The sequence below is a fragment of the Pseudoalteromonas sp. PB2-1 genome (assembly GCF_045040605.1).
Classification (GTDB): domain Bacteria; phylum Pseudomonadota; class Gammaproteobacteria; order Enterobacterales; family Alteromonadaceae; genus Pseudoalteromonas; species Pseudoalteromonas arabiensis.
Genome location: NZ_CP090667.1, coordinates 1,752,030 through 1,768,371 on the forward strand (window position 1 = coordinate 1,752,030; position 16,342 = coordinate 1,768,371).

At 40.7% G+C, this 16,342-nt stretch carries 15 protein-coding genes; 10 read left to right on the forward strand and 5 right to left on the reverse strand.

The window, feature by feature from the left end; all coding sequences use genetic code 11:
* Positions 1–286: 286 nt before the first annotated feature.
* Entirely contained in the window at positions 287–961 is a 675-nt protein-coding gene (locus tag L0Z67_RS08065; protein WP_193988773.1) for an HAD family hydrolase, read from the reverse strand.
* Complete coding sequence (gene ubiG / locus L0Z67_RS08070; RefSeq protein WP_062569021.1) at positions 961–1,671, reverse strand: bifunctional 2-polyprenyl-6-hydroxyphenol methylase/3-demethylubiquinol 3-O-methyltransferase UbiG; 711 nt, start codon at positions 1,669–1,671, stop codon at positions 961–963. Before ubiG ends, L0Z67_RS08065 begins: the two co-directional genes overlap by 1 nt.
* A 176-nt stretch (positions 1,672–1,847) precedes the next feature.
* Here ubiG and gyrA point away from each other — a divergent pair, with 176 nt between their 5' ends.
* From gyrA to pyrF, 9 genes are all read left to right on the forward strand, one after another.
* On the forward strand, positions 1,848–4,544 hold the full coding sequence (gyrA, locus tag L0Z67_RS08075; RefSeq protein ID WP_062569022.1) for a DNA topoisomerase (ATP-hydrolyzing) subunit A: 2,697 nt from the start codon (positions 1,848–1,850) through the stop codon (positions 4,542–4,544).
* A 69-nt stretch (positions 4,545–4,613) separates the two neighbouring features.
* Complete coding sequence (serC, locus tag L0Z67_RS08080) at positions 4,614–5,702, forward strand: 3-phosphoserine/phosphohydroxythreonine transaminase (protein WP_405128669.1); 1,089 nt, start codon at positions 4,614–4,616, stop codon at positions 5,700–5,702.
* Between the two features lie 2 nt (positions 5,703–5,704).
* The gene (gene aroA, locus L0Z67_RS08085; protein ID WP_405128670.1) at positions 5,705–6,985 is read left to right on the forward strand and encodes a 3-phosphoshikimate 1-carboxyvinyltransferase; all 1,281 of its coding nucleotides are present in this window, start codon (positions 5,705–5,707) and stop codon (positions 6,983–6,985) included.
* Positions 6,986–7,089: 104 nt separating this feature from the next.
* Positions 7,090–7,803: a (d)CMP kinase gene (gene cmk / locus L0Z67_RS08090; RefSeq protein ID WP_062569025.1), complete on the forward strand. Its 714-nt coding sequence runs from the start codon at positions 7,090–7,092 to the stop codon at positions 7,801–7,803.
* A 92-nt stretch (positions 7,804–7,895) separates the two neighbouring features.
* On the forward strand, positions 7,896–9,563 hold the full coding sequence (gene rpsA / locus L0Z67_RS08095; protein WP_062569026.1) for a 30S ribosomal protein S1: 1,668 nt from the start codon (positions 7,896–7,898) through the stop codon (positions 9,561–9,563).
* Positions 9,564–9,625: 62 nt separating this feature from the next.
* Positions 9,626–9,913, forward strand: coding sequence for an integration host factor subunit beta (ihfB, locus tag L0Z67_RS08100; RefSeq protein WP_062569027.1), 288 nt, complete (start codon positions 9,626–9,628; stop codon positions 9,911–9,913).
* A gap of 20 nt (positions 9,914–9,933) precedes the next feature.
* On the forward strand, positions 9,934–10,215 hold the full coding sequence (locus L0Z67_RS08105; protein ID WP_405128671.1) for a lipopolysaccharide assembly protein LapA domain-containing protein: 282 nt from the start codon (positions 9,934–9,936) through the stop codon (positions 10,213–10,215).
* A 2-nt stretch (positions 10,216–10,217) separates the two neighbouring features.
* Positions 10,218–11,354 carry a lipopolysaccharide assembly protein LapB gene (lapB, locus tag L0Z67_RS08110; RefSeq protein ID WP_062569029.1) on the forward strand — a complete coding sequence of 379 codons (1,137 nt, stop codon included), beginning with the start codon at positions 10,218–10,220 and terminating at the stop codon, positions 11,352–11,354.
* Positions 11,355–11,386: 32 nt separating this feature from the next.
* Positions 11,387–12,091, forward strand: coding sequence for an orotidine-5'-phosphate decarboxylase (pyrF, locus tag L0Z67_RS08115; protein WP_193988776.1), 705 nt, complete (start codon positions 11,387–11,389; stop codon positions 12,089–12,091).
* A gap of 287 nt (positions 12,092–12,378) precedes the next feature.
* On the opposite strand, the gene L0Z67_RS08120 is transcribed toward pyrF, so the two are convergent.
* The 3 genes from L0Z67_RS08120 to L0Z67_RS08130 form a co-directional block, all read right to left on the reverse strand.
* Positions 12,379–13,299, reverse strand: a complete 921-nt coding sequence (locus tag L0Z67_RS08120; protein WP_405128672.1) for a DUF2971 domain-containing protein — start codon at positions 13,297–13,299, stop codon at positions 12,379–12,381.
* Between the two features lie 258 nt (positions 13,300–13,557).
* Positions 13,558–14,103 (reverse strand): DUF4145 domain-containing protein, encoded by a 546-nt coding sequence (locus L0Z67_RS08125; RefSeq protein ID WP_405128673.1) that lies wholly within the window; start codon positions 14,101–14,103, stop codon positions 13,558–13,560.
* Between the two features lie 91 nt (positions 14,104–14,194).
* Positions 14,195–14,581: a hypothetical protein gene (locus L0Z67_RS08130; RefSeq protein WP_405128674.1), complete on the reverse strand. Its 387-nt coding sequence runs from the start codon at positions 14,579–14,581 to the stop codon at positions 14,195–14,197.
* A 766-nt stretch (positions 14,582–15,347) separates the two neighbouring features.
* Between L0Z67_RS08130 and L0Z67_RS08135 the strand changes: the two genes are divergently transcribed.
* On the forward strand, positions 15,348–16,187 hold the full coding sequence (locus tag L0Z67_RS08135) for a hypothetical protein (RefSeq protein WP_405128675.1): 840 nt from the start codon (positions 15,348–15,350) through the stop codon (positions 16,185–16,187).
* Positions 16,188–16,342: the final 155 nt, after the last annotated feature.

Sequence of the window (16,342 nt, forward strand, 5' to 3'; positions counted from 1 at the left end):
CACAATATCTGGTGTTCTTTAAATTGCAGATCACAAGATAGTGTGGTCTGCGATCATTTGCAAGGGACAGAAATGCCCCTATTTGTGGATAACTACTGGATAAGCGCATTGTGTTAGTGAGCATTAACCTTTGACCATTCATTGATGATGAAATTTGTAAAAATCAACTCAAGATCTAGAAAATTTACCGTTTTTGAAAATAAATTTTGACTGTTTTTTTTATCGTCAAAGAATGCTCAAAACTCAAACCGATCACAATATATAGTATCTAAATTTAAATATAGCACTATATATGGTTAAATCCATCAATAGGCGAATGCCAATTGAAATCAGCTTGCCAATCCAGAGCAGCATCAACACTGGGTATATAGCCCCATAAAGCAGTAGCACTATACATATTGGCTGCTTTTGCCGCTTGGATGTCGCGCTCCGCATCCCCTATATATAAACAACGACTGGGATCAACATTGAGGATCTCAGCAGTATGCAGTAGTGGATCTGGAGATGGCTTCGCCACGTCTAGTGTATCTCCACTCACCACAGCCATAGCATTACTTAAAGAAGGGATTGCTTTGACTAACGGCTCTGTTAAAAAACCTGGTTTATTAGTCATAATGCCCCATTTAATGTCTTTTTGTTCAAGTGCAACTAAGAGCTGCTCTATACCCTTAAAGCATTTACTGTGCACAGCAATATCTGCAGCGTAGTAGTCAAGAAGCTGCTGGCGCAAGGCGAGTTGTTCAAGTTCGGGCCATTTATCACCAAAGCCTACTTCTAATAATGCATTTGCACCATTAGAAGCTGCGGGGCGATAAACATGCTCAGCAACAGGCGCCACATTGGCATCAGCTAAGACACGGTTTAATGCGCCACCTAAGTCATCTGCGGTATCGAGTAGTGTGCCATCTAAATCAAAGATAAACGCATCAAAATCGATAGGGGGTGTTTGTACACCACTCATCAGACCAGTTTCTCAAAGTGAAGAATGTAATTAACACTGACATCATCATTTAAGCTGTACTGCTTAGAGAACGGATTATAGGTAAGGCCTGTACTGGCTCTTACTTTTAAGCCTGCCTCTTCTGCCCATGCAATAAGCTGTGCAGGTTTTATAAACTTCTTGTGGTCATGAGTACCTTCGGGCACCATTTTTAAAAGCTTTTCAGCGCCAACAATGGCAAATAAGTATGCTTTCGGGGTTTTATTTAATGTTGAAAAGAACACATCGGCGCCCGGTTTGGCAAGTTCTGCTACAGCACGAATAATAGAAGCAGGATCTGGAACATGCTCCAGCATTTCCATACAAGTGATCACATCAAAGCGAGCAGGGTGCTCTTCAGCAAACTCTTCTGCGGGTACTTTAATATAATCAACGGGCACGCCGGTTTCCAAACTGTGTAGTTTGGCAACGGTTAATGGCTCTTGACCCATATCGATGCCGGTCACCTTTGCGCCCATACGTGCCATACTTTCACTTAAGATGCCGCCGCCACAGCCAACATCTAAGGTTTCTTTATCAAATAAGCCGCCCACTTTATCGGCAACAAAATCCAAGCGAAGAGGATTTATTTCATGAAGAGGTTTGAACTCTCCGTCGCGGTCCCACCAACGTTCTGCGATGGCTTCAAACTTTGCAATTTCTGCATTATCTACATTTTGATGTTCGGTCATAAAAAACTTCCTCGTCAATCTGAGGCCATTATATAGGGGTAAATTAATAAATCGCAAAGATTTAGCGCCTGTAAATCTAAATAAATTGTGATAGCATGGTCTGGAAATAATAACTAAAGCTCTGAAGACGGCGCTTTGCCTCTTTATGAGTCAATACTGAAGGAATGTGAAATCAAATGACTGATCTCGCCAATGAAATTCTGCCAGTCAATATTGAAGATGAATTAAAAAACTCCTACCTTGATTACGCGATGAGTGTAATCGTAGGGCGTGCATTGCCAGACGTACGTGACGGCTTAAAGCCTGTTCACCGCCGTGTTTTATTCGCAATGAACGAACTCAATAATGATTGGAATAAACCTTACAAGAAATCAGCACGTGTTGTTGGTGATGTAATCGGTAAGTACCACCCACATGGCGACAGCGCGGTATATGACACCATCGTTCGTATGGCGCAGCCTTTCTCATTACGCTATATGCTAGTTGACGGCCAAGGTAACTTTGGTTCTGTTGATGGTGACTCTGCGGCAGCAATGCGTTATACGGAAGTCCGTATGGCGAAAATGTCACATGAATTATTAGCTGACTTAGAAAAAGAAACGGTTGATTACGTACCTAACTACGACGGTACTGAGCAAATTCCTGACGTATTACCTACTAAAGTACCTAACTTATTAGTAAACGGTTCTTCGGGTATCGCGGTTGGTATGGCGACAAACATTCCACCTCATAACTTAACAGAAGTTATCAATGGTTGTTTAGCGCTTATTCAAAACCCTGATATGACAATTGCTGACCTTATTGAATATATCCCAGGTCCAGATTTCCCGACTGCGGCGATTATCAATGGTAAAAAAGGTATTGAGCAAGCGTACCTAACGGGCCGTGGTAAAGTTTATATTCGTGCTCGCGCTGAAATCGAAGTAGACGAAAAAACTGGCCGTGAGACGATCATCGTCCACGAAATCCCTTATCAAGTTAACAAAGCACGCCTTATCGAAAAGATCGCTGAGCTTGTTAAAGATAAGAAGATTGAAGGTATTAGCGCACTACGTGATGAATCAGATAAAGACGGTATGCGCATCGTTATCGAAATCAAACGTGGTGATGTTGGTGAAGTAATCTTAAACAACCTTTATGCACAAACTCAGTTACAAACTGTGTTTGGTATGAACATGGTTGCACTAGATAACAACCAACCTAAGTGCTTTAACCTTAAAGAAATGCTTGAAGCGTTTATCGTACACCGCCGTGAAGTGGTTACACGTCGTACGGTATTTGATTTACGTAAAGCCCGTGACCGTGCTCACACGCTTGAAGGCTTAGCGATTGCTCTTGCGAATATCGATCCGATTATTGAACTTATTCGTAAGTCACCAACACCAGCAGAAGCAAAAGCAGCATTAACAGCACGCTCATGGGAGCTGGGTACTGTTAAAGCAATGCTTGAAAAAGCAGGTGAAGATAACGTTGCACGTCCTGATTGGTTAGCTGATGATTTAGGTATCCGTGACGGTCAATACTATTTATCTGAGCAACAAGCACAAGCAATTCTAGACCTACGTTTACACAAGCTAACGGGTCTTGAGCATGAAAAGATCTTAGACGAGTACCAAACACTCCTTGATCTTATTGCTGAGCTTTTATTTATACTTTCAAGCCCAGATCGCCTAATGGAAGTTATCCGCGACGAGCTAGTAGAAATTAAAGAGCAATATGGTGACGAACGTCGTACTGAAATCAGTGCAGCGGCTCACGATATCAGCCTTGAAGACCTAATTAATGAAGAAGACGTTGTTGTAACGCTTTCTCACGAAGGTTACGTTAAGTATCAGCCATTATCTGACTACGAAGCACAGCGTCGTGGTGGTAAAGGTAAGTCAGCAACGAAGATGAAAGATGAAGATTTCATCGAACGTCTATTAGTTGCCAATACACACGATACAATCCTGTGTTTCTCAACGGCAGGTCGCTTGTATTGGCTTAAAGTATATCAGTTACCACTTGCAAGCCGTGCGGCGCGCGGTAAGCCAATTGTTAACTTATTACCACTTGAAGCTGATGAACGTATTACTGCTATCTTACCGGTACGTGAGTACGAAGAAGATAAATACATCTTCATGGCGACTGCGTTTGGTACAGTTAAGAAAACACCACTGACTGCGTATAGCCGTCAACGTGCCAGCGGTATCATCGCTGTGAACCTAAATGAAGGCGATAGCCTAATTGGTGTTGATATCACTGATGGCACGAATGAAATCATGCTATTCACTGATGCGGGTAAAGTTGTTCGCTTTAAAGAAGCGGAAGAATCAGCTGTCGTTGATGAAAACGGCAATGCAGTTCTAGACGAAAATGGTAACCCAGAAATCCGCTTCAAAGGTGTACGTCCAATGGGCCGTACAGCGACGGGTGTTCGTGGTATTAAGATGGCGGACGATCAACGCGTGGTGTCATTAATCGTACCTAAGTCAGATGGCGCAATCCTCACTGTGACTGAAAATGGTTACGGTAAGCGTACGGCACTTGAAGATTACCCATCGAAGAGCCGTGCAACGCAAGGTGTTGTATCAATCAAAGTAAGCGAGCGTAATGGCGCTGTGGTTGGTGCAGTACAAGTTGATGACAACGACGAAATCATGATTATCTCTAATCGCGGTACACTCGTACGTACTAGGGTTAATGAGGTTTCTACAGTTGGTCGTAATACACAGGGCGTTATTTTGATACGAACTATTGACGAAGAGCAAGTAGTTGGTTTACAACGTATTGAAGAAATCGAAGTTGATGAGCTTGAAGCCATCGAAGGCGAGGCCGTTGAAGTAGTCGATACAAATCCTGAAGAAACGGGTGATAACCCACCTTCAGAATAACATTGATTTAAAAAGCGGCTTCGGCCGCTTTTTTTATTAGCACTATAATTACTGGAATGAGGCAAAGTAATGACTAAATATAATTTTTGTGCAGGACCGGCAATGCTGCCGCCGGCAGTAATGCAAAAAGCACAAAAAGAATTTATAGATTGGCAAGGTTTAGGTGTATCTGTGATGGAAATCAGCCATCGCAGTAGTGATTTCATAGAGCTCACAGCTAAATGTGAAGCTAGCCTGCGTCGTTTAATGAATATTAGCGATGAATTTGAAGTGTTATTTATGCACGGTGGTGGCCGTGGTCAATTTAGCGCGGTTCCATTGAATCTTCACCTTAATGATAAAACCGCCGTTTATTGTGAAAACGGTGTGTGGTCGAAAGGCGCAACTTCAGAAGCCGCAAAATTCACTGCCGTTGAAAGCATCAATGTACGTGATGATGAGCAGCAAAATGGCCAGTTTTCTATCAAACCAGCGAGCAGCTGGGAATTACCTGCGGATGCATCGTACATTCACTATTGCCCAAATGAAACCGTAGATGGTATTGAAATTTTTGATGTGCCTTCACATCCGTCAGCTCCCATTGTGGCTGACATGTCTTCGACTATTTTATCGCGCGAAATTGATGTGAATCAGTTTGATCTTATTTACGCTGGTGCACAAAAGAATATCGGTCCGTCTGGCTTATCGATTGTTATTATCCGCAAAACGTTACTTGAGCGTGAGGGCCTTGCAAAGCCAGGTATTCTTGATTACGCATTAGAAGCAAAACAAGGCAGTATGTATAACACGCCACCTACATTTGCGTGGTACTTAGCAGCTGAAGTCTTTGAATGGCTTGAAGCAAATGGCGGCGTTAAAGCCATGGAAGAGCAAAATATCGCAAAAGCAGAGCTACTTTACAATTTTATTGATAACTCTGATTTTTATAATAATAAAGTTGCTAAGCATTGCCGTTCACGTATGAACGTACCGTTTTGGTTAAACGACGAATCGCTTAATGACAAGTTTATCATTGAGTCAAAAGAAGCAGGCTTATTAGCTCTTGAAGGCCACCGTATTGTCGGTGGTATGCGTGCAAGTATCTATAACGCGATGCCGTTAGAAGGTGTTCAAGCTTTGGTTAATTTTATGGATAAATTTGCCAAGGAGAACAGCTAATTATGGAACAGCTTCGTCTTGAACCTATTACAAAGGTAAATGGCAGTGTGACACTGCCTGGCTCAAAAAGCTTATCAAACCGTATTTTACTGCTAGCAGCGCTGGCAGAGGGCACCACAGTTGTAGAAAACCTACTTGATAGTGATGACATTCGTCATATGCTAGGTGCGCTAAAACTTCTAGGCGTAAATGTTTCGCTTAACGAAGACAAAACAGTGGCAACTGTCGAAGGTGTTGCCGGTAAATTTAAAACGCCAAGTGAGCCGCTATTTTTAGGTAATGCCGGTACTGCTTATCGTCCGCTTACAGCAGTGTTAGCGGCTGTAGAAGGTGAATACCAACTGGTGGGTGAGCCACGTATGGAAGAGCGCCCAATCGGTCACTTGGTTGATGCGCTACAAGCACTTGGCGGTGATGTTGAATACCTAAAAAATAAAGATTATCCGCCTCTGGCCATTAAAGGCGGCAAAATCAACGGTGGTAAAGTTGACATTGATGGCAGCATTTCAAGTCAATTTTTAACTGCATTATTAATGGCAGCCCCGCTATTTAATGGCGACACAGAAATCACTATTAAAGGCACCTTGGTATCAAAACCTTATATCGATATCACCCTTGATGTGATGAAGCGTTTTGGCGTTACTGTGAGCCATGACAATTACGAAACGTTTTACGTTAAAGGCTGTCAACAGTACCAAGCACTTGAGCGTATTATGGTTGAAGGGGATGCATCTAGTGCTTCTTACTTCGTTGCGGCAGCTGCAATAGCGGGCGGCGAAATTGAGATCAATGGGGTAGGTGCTGCATCTGTTCAAGGCGACATTGGCTTTGCTAAAGTCATGGAACAAGTTGGCGCTAAAATCGATTGGTACGATGAAAAGCTGGTGGTTCGTAAGGGAGAGCTTAACGCCGTAGATATTGATGCCAATGCAATCCCAGATGCCGCAATGACGCTGGCAACTGTTGCGCTTTTTGCAAAAGGTAAAACGGCCATTCGCAACATTTATAACTGGCGCGTGAAAGAAACAGATCGCTTATATGCCATGGCCACAGAGCTTCGAAAAGTAGGTGCTGAAGTTGTTGAAGGGGAAGATTTCATCGAAATTACACCACCTAAAACATTTAACGATGTAGCGATTGATACCTATAACGATCATCGTATTGCCATGTGCTTTGCGATGGTGGCAGTTGGCGGTAAGCCAATTACCATTAACGATCCTAAGTGTACATACAAAACTTTTCCAACGTTTTTCAAAGTACTAGAGTCTGTCTCAAGTCAATAAAACAGAAGAAAATATAAAAAGTTACACTCTAAATGCGGATCTATTATCAGAACTGACGTATAATATCGCGGTTTTATTTTGGTGTGCATTGCAGGAGGTTATAAATGCAGGCGTTATCAATGCCCGTTATCACCATAGATGGCCCAAGTGGTTCAGGTAAAGGAACTGTTTGCCGCTTGTTAGCCGAGAAATTAGGTTGGGATGTATTAGACAGCGGTGCGATTTATCGTGTGTTGTCACTTGCGGCACTCCATCATCAAATTGAATTAGACAATGAAGAAGGTCTTGTTCCTCTTGCTGCAAATTTAGATGTGCAATTTTTGGTTGATAGCCAAGCACACACATCGAAAATTATTTTGGAAGGCGAGGATGTCACAACCACAATTAGAAACGAAGAAGTAGGCGCTGCTGCCTCAAAAGTTGCAGCATTGCCGCGAGTTAGAGAAGCATTGTTACGCCGCCAGCGAGCATTTAGAACTGAAAATGGTTTAATTGCTGATGGTCGTGATATGGGAACGGTTGTGTTCCCTGATGCACCACTGAAGATATATTTGACTGCCTCTGCTGAGGAGCGCGCGCGTCGACGTTTTACAGAGTTGAACGAACGTGGTCTAGATGTTACACTAAGTGGTCTACTTGAGGATATAAAGGCGCGTGATCATCGCGATATGAATCGTGAAGTTGCGCCGCTTGTACCTGCAGATGACGCCATTGAAATCGACACAAGTGATTTTAATGCAATGCAAGTGTTTGATAAAGTTGTAACTTTGTTAGATGAAGCCGTGCTTGCAGGTAAGCTTCCTAAAGCTAAAAAGTAAATTTTTAAGGTGCCGGCAGGAGGCCAGTGCTATTTTAACAACCCCATGCAGCATGGTTGCTAATTGGTTATTTAATTATTTAGAGACGTATAATGTCAGAAAATTTTGCGCAGTTATTTGAAGAAAGCCTAAAGGGTTTTGAAGCAGAGCAAGGCTCTATCGTTAAAGGTACAGTTATCTCAATCGAGAACAACATCGTACTTGTTGATGCTGGTCTTAAATCTGAGAGTGCAATCCCTGCTGAGCAATTCAAAAATGCTGCTGGTGAACTAGAAGTTGCTGTTGGCGACGAAGTAGATGTTGCACTAGATGCAATCGAAGACGGTTTCGGTGAAACTATCCTTTCTCGTGAGAAAGCGAAGCGTCACGAAGCATGGATCCGTCTTGAGAAAGCGTGTGAAGAGCAAGAAACTGTTACTGGTGTTATCAACGGTAAAGTTAAAGGCGGTTTCACTGTTGAAGTTGATTCAATCCGTGCTTTCCTACCTGGTTCACTTGTTGATGTTCGTCCAGTACGTGACACAACTCACCTTGAAGGTAAAGAGCTTGAGTTCAAAGTAATCAAGCTTGACCAAAAACGTAACAACGTTGTTGTTTCTCGCCGTGCAGTTATCGAATCAGAAAACTCACAAGAGCGTGAAGAACTTCTTGCTAACCTTGTTGAAGGTCAAGAAGTTAAAGGTATCGTTAAGAACCTTACTGACTACGGTGCGTTCGTTGACCTTGGTGGTGTTGACGGTCTACTACACATCACAGACATGGCGTGGAAGCGTGTTAAGCACCCTTCAGAAATCGTTAATGTTGGCGACGAAATCGCAGTTAAAGTTCTTAAATTCGACAAAGAGAAGACTCGTGTATCTCTAGGCCTTAAACAGCTTGGCGAAGATCCATGGGCAGCTATCGCTGGTCGTTACCCAGAAGGTTCTAAGCTTTCTGGTCGTGTGACTAACCTTACTGACTACGGTTGTTTCGTTGAAATCGAAGAAGGCGTAGAAGGTCTAGTACACGTTTCTGAAATGGATTGGACTAACAAGAACATCCACCCTTCAAAAGTTGTTTCACTAGGTGACACTGTTGAAGTTATGGTTCTTGAAATCGACGAAGAGCGTCGTCGTATTTCTCTTGGTCTTAAGCAATGTATTGCTAACCCATGGCAAGAATTTGCTCGTCTACAAAACAAAGGCGACCAAGTTACTGGTAAGATCAAATCAATCACTGACTTCGGTATCTTCATCGGTCTTGAAGGCGGTATTGACGGTCTTGTTCACCTTTCAGACATTTCTTGGAACACGCCAGGCGAAGAAGCTGTACGTGAATTCAAGAAAGGCGACGAAATCACTGCTATCGTATTGCAAGTTGACCCAGAGCGTGAGCGTATCTCTCTAGGCGTTAAGCAAATCGAAGCTGACCCTTTCAATAACTACCTGGACGCAAACAAAAAAGGTGCTATTGTTAAAGGTAAAGTGACTGAAGTTGATGCGAAAGGCGCAACTGTTGAGCTAATCGAAGGCGTTGAAGGTTACATCCGTGTAGCTGATATCGCTCAAGAGCGTGTTGAAGATGCTACAACTGTAGTTTCTGAAGGCGACGAAATCGAAGCGAAATACGTTGGTGTTGATCGTAAGAACCGCACTTTAAGCTTATCAGTTAAAGCTCTTTTCGAAGCAGAAGAGAAAGAAGTACTAGAGAAGCTTAAGAAAGAAGAGCCTGCGTTCGAAAACGCAATGGCTGCAGCATTCAAAAATGCTCAAAAAGACTAATCTATAGTCTTTAATTGGAAGGGCAGTTTTGCCCTTCCTTTATCTCTTTTTAAGGAAACGTTATGACTAAGTCAGAATTGATAGAACAACTAGCTGAACAACATGCACATATCCCAGTGAAAGATGTTGAAAATGCCGTTAAAGAAATTCTTGAACAAATGGCCGGTTCATTATCTAGCTCAGATCGTATTGAGATCCGTGGCTTTGGAAGTTTCTCATTGCATTATCGTTCTCCACGCACAGGTCGTAATCCAAAGACTGGCGAAACAGTTGAGTTAGACGGTAAGCACGTACCACATTTTAAACCAGGTAAAGAATTACGTGATCGCGTAAATGAGAGTATTGCCTAGTTTTATACAGGAGTAGTTACTTGTTTAGGGTATTAAAAATTGTATTAATAGCGCTGTGTTTATTTATTGCGTTTGTACTTGGTTCACAAAATCCACAATTGGTGCAAATCAACTATTTAATTGCCAGTAATACGTTGCCCTTAGCTGTTGTAATAAGTATCTGCTTTGTTTTAGGTGTCGCCATTGGTTGTTTTATAAGCTTTACACTGTGTTCGCAGTTAAAGTGGCAAAATTATCGCTTAAAGAAAAAGTTAGCGCCTGAAAAAAACAATAAAAAGCTTGTTGCTAATAAAGACACCTAATCATGATTGAGCTTCTGTTTTTACTTTTACCCGTTGCAGCCGGTTACGGTTGGATAATGGGTAAAAACAGTGCTAAAAACCAAGCTCATCAGCTTAATAGACAAATCACCTCTGAATATTCTAAAGGCCTTAAATTTCTCTTAGACAGAGAAGAAGATCAAGGCTTAGAACACCTTATTAATCTACTTGAAGTCGCTGCTGATTCAGTTGAACACTACTCAACACTTGCAACCATGTTCCGCCGCCGTGGCGAGCTTGACCGCGCAATTAAAATTCATGAGCTATTATTAAAACACCCAAGCCTTGATGAGCAACAAGCTGCTACTAGCCGACTTGAGCTTGCAGAAGATTATATTATGGCAGGCTTATTAGATGGTGCAGAAGAACACTTAGTTTGGCTTGTAAAGGCAGGAAACAAAGACGCGTTAGAGCCAATTATTAATCTTTATTCACAAACCCGTGAATGGGAAAAAGGCATCAATATGTACGAGGCGCACAGTGATTTGTTCACTAAGCCTCAGCATATAAAAGCCATTGCCAACTTTTACTGTGAAGCGGCCTTACAAGATAATGATACGCAAATTATGCGTAAAGCCATTAGCTTAAACCACAAAGCTATTCGCCCATTGTATGAGCTTGGCCACAGTGCATTTATTAAAGAAGACTACGTAAAAGCAATCTACTATTGGCGTGAGCTAATTTGCCAATTTACCTTTTTTGCCCCTGTATTTGTTGAACAGCTAGCTATAAGTTACGAAAAGCTTAATTTAACTCATCAATTTCATGAGCTACTCAACGAGTTGCTCGATAAGGGTGGGGTACTTATAAAAATAAAACACTGCCAAGCTTTACTAGAACAAGGTCATATTGATCAAGCAATCAAATTTTTAACGGATAGTTTAAAACGTCATCCAACTATCCGTGGCTTTAGCTTTTTATTACAGCTACTTGCCAAACAAAACAACGATATTAAAGATGTACTCGATCAAATTGATAAGCTAGTAACGTCTTATATCGCAACCAAACCTGATTTTCAGTGCCAGCACTGTGGCTTTACCAGTCATACCATTTATTGGGTATGTCCATCTTGTAAGCACTGGGAAACAATTGTTCCAAGCCGTGGCATAGACGGTTTTTAATTCATATTAGTCCATTAGTTTTTAGGAAAGTTATGTCTGTCGAAGATTCAAAAAAAGTATTAATTGCCCTTGATTATGATGATCAACAAACAGCTCTTGCGTTTGTAAAGCAATTATCACCTGATGCGTGTCGCCTTAAAGTAGGTAAAGAAATGTTCACGTATTTTGGTCCTAGCTTTGTTAAGGAACTAATCGACTTAGGGTTTGATGTATTCTTAGACCTAAAATTTCACGATATTCCAAACACAGTGGCTAAAGCTGTGACAGCGGCTGCAAAAATGGGTGTATGGATGGTTAACGTGCATGCCTCTGGTGGCGTTGAAATGATGACTAAAGCAAAACACGCTTTAGAACAGTTTGGTGATGATGCGCCATTACTGATTGCAGTAACTGTACTAACCAGTATGGATGCCGCAGAGCTTACTCGTTTAGGTGTAGATAAAACCCCAGAAGAGCAAGTAATTTACCTCGCAAAGCTTGCCAAAGAATCAGGCCTTGATGGGGTAGTGTGCTCAGCACAAGAAGCGAAAAAGCTAAAAGCAGAACTAGGCGCAGACTTTAAACTGGTTACCCCTGGTATTCGTCCTGCAGGCAGCGATGCAGGTGACCAAAAGCGCATCATGACACCAAAACAAGCCGTAGAAGATGGCAGTGACTATTTAGTTGTAGGCCGCCCAATCACTCAATCGGCAGACCCAGTTGCAACATTAAAAGAAATTAACGACTCACTAAAATAACCTCGTTATTTTAAAATAGTCTCTAAAGAGCATTGTAAGCGTGATTTGTATCGCGCTATATACAGTGCTCTTTTTGTTTGTGGCAATTTCCGAAAAAAATTATCTAGGTCATCTACAAACGAGAATTAGACGGGCGAATAAGCTCGTTTATGGACATAAACAATTTAGAGCCGAATGACGGCTCTGTGCCAATAGGAGACGTTGGTCACAAGCAAGACCTGAGGCACAAACCTTTATAAGCCTCATCAAAAATAACAAGGGATACACACTGGTTCAATTTTGATAAATTATCGATATGAAGAGTCTGATTTTTCAATAAAACCATAATCTAAAACGTGTTTGAAATTCCGACTAATAAATGCTTTAAAATCGTTTGTATCTGTTAGTAAGGAGCACTTTGAGCCTAAAACAATGCCCTTTAAGCTTCGGGCGGGGAAAGTATGCTCATAGTAAGAAACAATATTCCCATTAACACATCTAAATTTACTATCTTTGGCATTGTTAGAGTTATAGATCAGTCTAACTTCTTCTTCTTCATTGAAGCTATGATGTTTAAAGAGTAGTGGTGAAGAAAAATAATCTTTACTAGCATTGATCGAGTCTAAACTATCATTACTCTGGCTAACAATCATGTGACGGATCAATCGTTGAACTAATTTTTTACTATAGCTTTCTTGCTCAACTTTATCATACATTACATCTCTAATTTCAACTGGAAAACCTAAGTCTTTATTGATGGATGCTTCTATCTCACTTCTATCAAAAGCTAGAACAATTCCTTTACCATCATCACCATATGCTCTCCACTGGCTAAGCTTGTCTCTTTGTTGTGAGAAACAGCAGATATGTGGGAGTAAAGCTGTTGAAATAAAATTTAAAGAAGATGATATTAGTTCACCTATACTTTCTTTACAAAGATCTCTTAAGGTATCAATAAATTCAGGGTTACTCTCCATATCAGGTATCTTACGCAAGTGAGGTGTTACAGGGTTTGACTTCTGATACTTCTCCATAAATTCAATTATATCTAGCGGACTAAGCGTCAAATTATCTAAAGCAGATTTAAGAAGTGTGTCATGAAGCTTTCCCTCAAGACTATCATTAACACCATTTATACTTGTAACCCATAGCGATTGAGTTTCAATTATGCCAAGAAAACCTTGTACTGAAGTGTAATGATATATCAAGCCATTTTTATCTATATTCATATAAACCTAAAGGTAATTATTTGTAGTCATAGAACGAAAGTAACCTTATAAAAACCAGCAATCTAAGACAAGATATAAAGGGAGTGAAGACTGCTCCATACTAAAAAGAGATTAGAGAGCACCTATTCCCTCTGGAGGACTTCGCTAAAGTGCCAACACCGGACGCTGGCGGCTCAATTAGAGGCAATAAAATAGCTGGTTAAAACTGGCGAGTAACGGGCAATAACCAACTGTTTTTTGTCCTGCTGAATTGACTTGCTAGCTTACGGTTGCACCAATAACAGCAGCACTTTTAACCGCCAAGTCTAAATAACGCTCTGCTTCTGATTGTGTAACAGCAAAATCAGGCAAGTGACTTGCTTTATTTCTGATTTGTCGCAATTGATTAATTAACTCCAAACTATCAGGTGAAAACTTACCTGATGCTGATAGGTGATCCAGCATCATTTTAGGATTAGTCCGTTTAATTGCTGTACCAGTTGATAGCCCGCTTTTCATTGCTGCGGTTTCAATTAATGTCCATGCTTCGACGACTGCTGCTCTAGGAGAAACATCAGCAATACGAAGTAATTGTTCTTTTTGGCTTAAGTCAGTTTCAGATTCACTTACTTGAGGCTTAGCAATATTTTTAGCACTATTTTCAGCTCTACTTAGGCTCTTTTCAAAGCTTGCTTCTACATCTTTATATTTAAAAGATGATACGCGCCCTAATAATTGGCGTACTTCAGCACGAAATATGTATGCAATCCAAATAACTGCAACTGGCCATGCTAATGCTTTAACTAGTTCGACGAAATGTTCCATACTTCCCTTAGTAAGCTTACGCCCAAATAATGGCCAAAAATAGTTGGTTAAAATAAGCGACGCAGGAGCAAGTTCCCATTTAAACGGCTTGTTATGTATTACTCACTTTCTCTAGATTTAGAAGGTAGGATATTTTTCCATGCCTTCCAGACTTTAACTCTGCTTCTTGAATTAGTTCTTTATTATTTGAAGCACTCTTACACCTAAACTGCCCCACATATGTATAATACTTATCATTTTCCGTTTCTTTAGTGAATACAGGAAAAATAGTTTGGGGCTGACTTTTTAATAGTTTTGCTTTTTCTATAACTTTTGGAAGACTACCTGCTTGTATTTGTGTAGGACAGTCGGGATTTAACTCTCGATTAAAGCAACCAGCTAAAATAATGAAACCTTTTTGTGGTAAATAAGTTTGGATTTCACCACCACGGGCTTGTTGAATATCTGTTCTCGTATATTTCTTGTTTAAATCGAACACCAAGACCTCCTTGTAATAGATAACGCTTTGCTAAGTGGAAAATAGTGATGACTATGATCGCGAAGCGATGGACAACTGTTATTTTCCGTTTAAGCAACTTGGTATGTGGTAAATATGCTTAGGCGGATAGATTTGCTGAGACAACCCCGACCCCAGTAGCCCATATACTTTCTACTACTGACCCAAAAAAGATACGAAATCGAGCTTTTAATGTTTTTACCATAGACACCTCCATAATGCTGTCGTGGTCCGAAGGAACCAATCTAATACTTGCGTAACGCAACAAAACCAACAAAAGGGCTACAGAGCCAACAATCGCCATAGGGATTGCCAATCCCTCAACTATTACCCCTATCGGCCTAAACACACTCTAAAATCACTTAACAGCTTTATTTAAGGGCACTTTCCCTACTTATGTTCCAAATATCCTACCCTATGCGCATCCATTAATAGCAAATAGCGCAAATTATTACCAGCTATAAATATTGTGATTACTATAGCTTATTTAAACATGTGGAAAAGAGGAAAGTTTTCTCTTATTGTTACTAAGTTAAAGACGACTCAACTGAAAGACAGGTTATCGCTCTTTGACGAAGTTCGGCTCTGTGCCATGAGCGGACGCTATGATGCGAAGTGTTTTAACTTGAAATACTCTTGTCTGCCAATTACCTTATGAACTACTAAATATAGTAATCAATTGAGTTGAAGCTTACTGGTACTAATAAACTTTGTTATTATGCTTAAAAAGAACAATTTAAGTACCCTGATGCCTCAGATACCATACTGGTTAACTATTAATTCAAAGCTACAAGATGATCTTTCGGGTTCGGATTGTCTTTCATTTTTCAATACTAATAGCGTAAGTGATGGCGAATCTCCATTGAATGAACATGGGAAAGTATTTGTCGATATGCTTTATTCAAGAGGTTTTCCTCCCCACGATAAAATTTGGTTATTTCCGAAAGCTCCTCTAGATAATAAACATTCTCATCAAGTAGGCCAATTGTTCGTTTTGCTCATGAGAATTAAGAGTGATAATGCACTATGTGGTCACGGTACTATTACGACCGATGATTGTGGAGCTTACGTTAACTGGCAGCCACCAAGCCCTGATTTACACGAGAACACTTATACGATACGACAGCTTTTGCTAGGAGATACTGATGCCACTTTCCTATTAGCAAAAGATATTGCTGAGCGCTCTCTATTCCATAAGTGTTTTCACCAACTGAGTTACTTGAAAGAACTTAGGTGTACAGACCCATTTCTTGGATATTTAGGTCTTTGGTCATTTATTGAAATTGAGTGGGCAAATGACCCAAAGAAAACAGATATGAGAAAATCTCTAAAGTCTCTGTTAGAAGACGTTTTTCAAGATAGAAGAGACTCTAAAAAAGCATTTAATAACAGGCTCCAAGATATATCTACCAAAGTTGGTCGGACTATGGATGAATATTCGATTCGTAATCTTTTAGCACACGGAAAATATCATAAAGTATTAAAAGATTGGGATAAGGAAAGCAACGAAGAGTTTCATGCCGTTCACGATGAGCTTTATAAAATTATGTTTGAGGGTCTTGAAGCGAAGATTAGAAATTGTGTCTAAAATATTTACACTCGTAGCGGTTAAACTAGCAACGAAAGACATACCAATCAATGACTGGTTTTCGCTCTTTGCCGAAGTTCGGCTTAGTGTTATCAGTTGTAACTCGTTTCTGCCCCAAACCTCGTTAGAGCTGTTACTCAGTCGAAATGTATTCA